We start from the raw sequence: 4,300 nt of genomic DNA, 5'->3' as shown, positions 1-4,300 counted from the left end.
GTTGTTGGACTGCTGGGTCACGGCACGCAAGCAAGCCTGTGCGTCGGGCGACGGCGTGCCGGCGGCAGGCCGCACCGGCCGCGCTGGCGGCCGCGGCGGCTCTTGCACCTGGCAGATCCCGTTGGCGCGACCGGGGCCAGTGTACGACACGGAGACCTCCCCAGGCCGACCCGAAATACTGTAGACCACGCGCCCAGCGCGTGCCTCGTAATATTGTGCATTCACCTTGCGGACGATGGCCACGCGGCCGTTGACCCGCACCGTTCCGCGCGTGTCGGAATCAACATTCACGTTCACCGGGCACTTGGCATAAAAGATCGGCACGGCTGCCGATGCGCTGGTAAGGGCCAGCCCCTGCGCTCCGGCCAGCACGGCCGCGGCCACCAGCAGCTTCGTCGTCAGCTTCATCCGTCTCTCCTCTCAATCGGCCCTAGGCGGGCACGTCTTATTCTCAGCGCAGCTTGCCGCGCTGCACCACGTTGACGATGCCGAGCAGCACGCTGGCACCCACAAAGGCCACGATCAGCCCGGTGATCGAGAAATGCTGCACCGAGCCGGCAATGCCGACCTGGTTAAGGATGGCGTTGCCGATCACTGATCCGACACAGCCGACCACGATGTTCATGAAGATGCCCATGCTGGCGTCGCGGTTCATTAACCGGCTGGCGAGGAACCCGGCGAAGCCACCGACAATCAATGCAACAATCCAGCCCATGATCAGTCTCCCCGGAACGACATGAGGGCAAAGGATTGCATCGACCCGGCATCAGCGCAACGCGCCGGCAGGGCGGATCGCGCCGAATGGCGACCAGAGTCCGATAATTGGCGTGGCGGCAGCAAAATGGCGGGAGAGGGCCACCCATTGACCATGGGCCGCGGCTGCGGCACCCCAATGGCATGACAAGCGCAGATTTCTTTGCCGGCCCCACCTCGCACAGCTTCATCTCGCAGCGGCTGCGGCTGCATTATTGCGACTGGGGCAACCCGGAGGCGCCGCCGCTGCTGCTGCTCCACGGTGGCCGCGACCATGCCCGCAGCTGGGACTGGGTGGCGCGCGAGCTGAAGGACGATTGGCACATCATCGCGCCGGATTGGCGCGGCCATGGCGACAGCGCCTGGTCACCCGATGGCGATTACAACACCCACGCCTATGTCTATGATCTGGCGCAGCTGATCCACCAGTTGAAGCTGGCGCCGGTCAGCATTGTCGCCCATTCGATGGGCGGCAATATCGCCCTGCGCTACACCGGGCTTTACCCGGATCATGTGAAGAAGCTGGTCGCCATCGAAGGCCTCGGCCCCAGCCCGAGGATGCTGGCCGAACGGCTGAAGACCGACTTTGCCGAACGCGAGCGCCAGTGGATCGACGCCAAGCGCGCCGCCGCCGCCCGCCAGCCCAAGCGCTATGCCACGCTGGAAGACGCCTTCGCGCGCATGCACCAGGAAAACAGCTTTCTGTCCGAAGAACAGGCCCGTCACCTCACCATCCACGGCACCCACCGCAACGAAGACGGCAGCTACAGCTGGAAGTTCGACAATTATCTCCACCTGCCGTGGACGCACGACATGGCCACCGACCAGGTGGCCGAACTGTGGCGCCGCATCACCTGCCCGACGCTGTTGATGTATGGCGAGAAAAGCTGGGCCTCCAACCCGGTCAGCGATGGCCGCATCGAATATTTTTCGACCGCGCGGGTGGTGACCTTCGCCGATGCCGGCCACTGGCTCCACCACGACCAGTTCGACCGGTTCATGGCGGAGCTGCGGGCGTTTCTGTGATCAGCTGACGCCCGCGATGGGACGACGCTGATCGGGGCGGACGCCGATCATCTCCAGCGCCTTGGCCAGTGCCGCATCGGCCGGCACCGCCACGTCGGGCGCGACGCCAGTGCCTTCCCAGCCCTTGCCGGTATCAGGATCATAGGTGCGGCCCACCGGCACGAAGGCCGTGAAACCGCCGGGCAGATCGACCTCGCCGCCGAAATTGCCGGCGCCGTAGGTCACTTCGCCCACCAATGTGGCGCGGCCGGTGCGCTTCAGTGACAGGGCGAGATGCTCGGCGGCCGACGCCGTCTTGCCCGATGTCAGCAGGATCACCTTCGTGCGGGCCCAGACCGGGTGGGCCGCCGGCGTGACGACATGCACGCGGCGCACCACGCTGTCGGGCGCCGGGGCGGGCCGGAGCCAGGGTCCATCGGCCGGCACCCCGCCGCTGCGGGCGACGACAGCGGCACGCGTGTCCATCACGACCAGCGGCGTTTCCTTGGCAAACATCTGGGCAAAGAGATGATCCATCTCGGCCAGGCCGCCGCCATGGTGGTGCCGGGCATCGATGATCAATGTGCTGGCACCGGCATGTTCGGCAATGAAGGCGTCCAGTTGCTTCAGCGTGTCCGGGTCGCCCGGAAAGACCCCGAAATCGATGTAGGCGACCTTGTCGGCAATCCAGCCGCTGGCCAGGATTGGCGTCAGGCGCGGGCGACTGCCATGGCCCGGCTGGGCACTGGCGGCGGGCTGGGGCGGAAACACGCGCAAATGGCCATCCTTGGCCACGGCCTGCAGGTCGCTGGTCAGGGTCCTTGCCAGCGCCTCGGGATCGTTGATCCCGGCATAGGCACCACTGGCCAGCCGCGATTGCAGCGCTGCGGCATAGCGGGCGCCAACGTCTGGCAGGACGAAATTGTCGGCCAGTTCGCGCGCCAGGGCGTTGACCAGGCCGGCCGGGGCCACCGGCTGCGCGCTGGCTTCGCTGCGCACCGGCTGCGCGGTGAGCGCCACCGCACCGGCAAACAGCAAGGACGCCAGCGCCGTGGCGAGCGACGTGCGCGAATTTCTGGCAAGGGGAGGAGTTGGGGCAGGAGCAGGGGGCATAAGGAAGTCTTCCTTGGACTTGGCAGCGGGATAGGCGTGCTTGTAGACCGGTCGCACCGCCATGTGCGGGCAAAGACGGGCGGTCACGTGCCATTTTCTGGCGCAGTGCCGGCCGCATTGGCAGGAATCTGGCGCCATGGATGAACTCGATCGTTCCCTGCTCGCCCAGTTGCAGCAGGATGGCCTGGCCACCGCCGATCAACTGGCGGAACTGGTGCCGCTCTCCCCTTCCGCGATCGCACGGCGGCTGCGGCGGCTGCGCGGCGACGGCACGATTGCTGCGACGCGTGCGATCTTGTCGGAACGGCTGCTTGGCCAGCGGCTGCGGGCACTGGTGACGGTGCAACTGCACGATCATGCGCCTGCCGCCGGGCTGGCCGCGCTCAGGGCCACGCTGCTGGCGCTGCCAGAGGTGCAATTGTGCCTGGAAATCTCTGGCCCCAGCGACCTGGTGCTGCTGGTCAGCGTGGCAGACATGCCGGCCTTCAACGAATTTGCCGATGCCCACCTGGCCGGCAACCCGGTGGTGCGCCGTTATGAGACCGCGTTCGTGAAAAAGGCACTGAAGTTCAGCACCGCCGTGCCGCTGGCTGACTGATCAGGCCCCCCACGCCGTCATGAACGTGGCCGCCGCCGCGCGCACTTCGCGGCGGCCTTGTTCGACATTGTCGGGGCTGGTCATGCCCATCAGGTGGCGGTCCACCACGCCGGCGCGGCACAGGCCGCTGAATTGCTGGGCGGCGAGCTGGGGGTCGCCCTGTTTCAGGCGGCCGGCCTGCATCTGGCGTTCCAGCCAGCCGGCAAAGCGCGCCATGCCGGGGCCGGGGCCGCGTTCGAACATCACGCGGCCCAGTTCCGGCACGCGGGCGGCTTCGCCCATCACCAGCCGGTGCATGCCAGTCACTTCGTCCGACATCAGGGTTTCCATCAGCGCATCGCCCATGCGCACCAGCCCGGCTTCGACATCGGGGGCGGACTCGAGATCGACGGTGAGCGCGCGGCCGAAATCGCGCACGATGGTTTCCACCACGGCCTCGAACAGCGCCAGTTTCGACGGGAACAGGCTCCACAATGTCGTCTTGCTGCCGCCCACGGCGGCGGCGATGGCATTCATCGAGGTGGCGCCATAGCCATGGGCGAAGAACAGCCGCTGTGCGGCATCGATATAGGCCTGGCGGCGGCTGTCGGCCCGGTTATCGGCGCGGGAGTCGGCAGGGCCATCGCCTGCGGCATCCTGTTCTGTACCGCCCGGTATCATTTCACTTGACGCGGCGCTGAGCACGGCTCAAAACCCTCCCTGTACCGACCAGTATCGCGCGAGTCGCCCGTGCATCGCAAGTCTTTCCTGCTCCTCCCGCTCCTCGCACTCGCGGCCTGCGCCGTGCCGCCCCGGCTGGGCCCGGCACCGCAGCTGCGCGCGCCGGCCGCC

6 protein-coding genes are annotated in these 4,300 nt (G+C 67.1%); 2 read left to right on the top strand and 4 right to left on the bottom strand.

From position 1 onward, the window contains the following. Positions 1-408: hypothetical protein (locus GJ693_RS14200; RefSeq protein WP_156256928.1), on the bottom strand; the 408-nt coding region annotated here is incomplete at its 3' end. A 43-nt stretch (positions 409-451) separates the two neighbouring features. After that, complete coding sequence (locus GJ693_RS14195; protein WP_156256927.1) at positions 452-715, bottom strand: GlsB/YeaQ/YmgE family stress response membrane protein; 264 nt, start codon at positions 713-715, stop codon at positions 452-454. A gap of 182 nt (positions 716-897) precedes the next feature. On the opposite strand from GJ693_RS14195, the gene GJ693_RS14190 reads away from it, so the two are divergent. Continuing rightward, positions 898-1,779: an alpha/beta fold hydrolase gene (locus tag GJ693_RS14190; protein WP_156256926.1), complete on the top strand. Its 882-nt coding sequence runs from the start codon at positions 898-900 to the stop codon at positions 1,777-1,779. Here GJ693_RS14190 and GJ693_RS14185 read toward each other — a convergent pair whose 3' ends face one another. Further along, complete coding sequence (locus GJ693_RS14185) at positions 1,780-2,958, bottom strand: S41 family peptidase (RefSeq protein WP_197042217.1); 1,179 nt, start codon at positions 2,956-2,958, stop codon at positions 1,780-1,782. It lies immediately after the preceding gene. Between the two features lie 49 nt (positions 2,959-3,007). Here GJ693_RS14185 and GJ693_RS14180 point away from each other — a divergent pair, with 49 nt between their 5' ends. Next, positions 3,008-3,469: an Lrp/AsnC family transcriptional regulator gene (locus GJ693_RS14180; protein ID WP_197042216.1), complete on the top strand. Its 462-nt coding sequence runs from the start codon at positions 3,008-3,010 to the stop codon at positions 3,467-3,469. Here GJ693_RS14180 and GJ693_RS14175 read toward each other — a convergent pair whose 3' ends face one another. Then, positions 3,470-4,153 carry a TetR/AcrR family transcriptional regulator gene (locus GJ693_RS14175; protein WP_235902940.1) on the bottom strand — a complete coding sequence of 228 codons (684 nt, stop codon included), beginning with the start codon at positions 4,151-4,153 and terminating at the stop codon, positions 3,470-3,472. Positions 4,154-4,300: the final 147 nt, after the last annotated feature.

Source organism: Sandarakinorhabdus oryzae, from assembly GCF_009733735.1.
Lineage (GTDB): Bacteria > Pseudomonadota > Alphaproteobacteria > Sphingomonadales > Sphingomonadaceae > Sandarakinorhabdus > Sandarakinorhabdus oryzae.
This window is presented reverse-complemented; position numbering and strand designations above follow the sequence as displayed.

What these genes read in the sequence shown, in the direction of transcription:
- GJ693_RS14180 (WP_197042216.1), top strand. Translation starts at nt 3,008, where the DNA reads ATGGATGAACTCGATCGTTCCCTGCTCGCCCAGTTGCAGCAGGATGGC.
- GJ693_RS14190 (WP_156256926.1), top strand. Translation starts at nt 898, where the DNA reads ATGACAAGCGCAGATTTCTTTGCCGGCCCCACCTCGCACAGCTTCATC.
- GJ693_RS14195 (WP_156256927.1), bottom strand. Translation starts at nt 715, where the DNA reads ATGGGCTGGATTGTTGCATTGATTGTCGGTGGCTTCGCCGGGTTCCTC.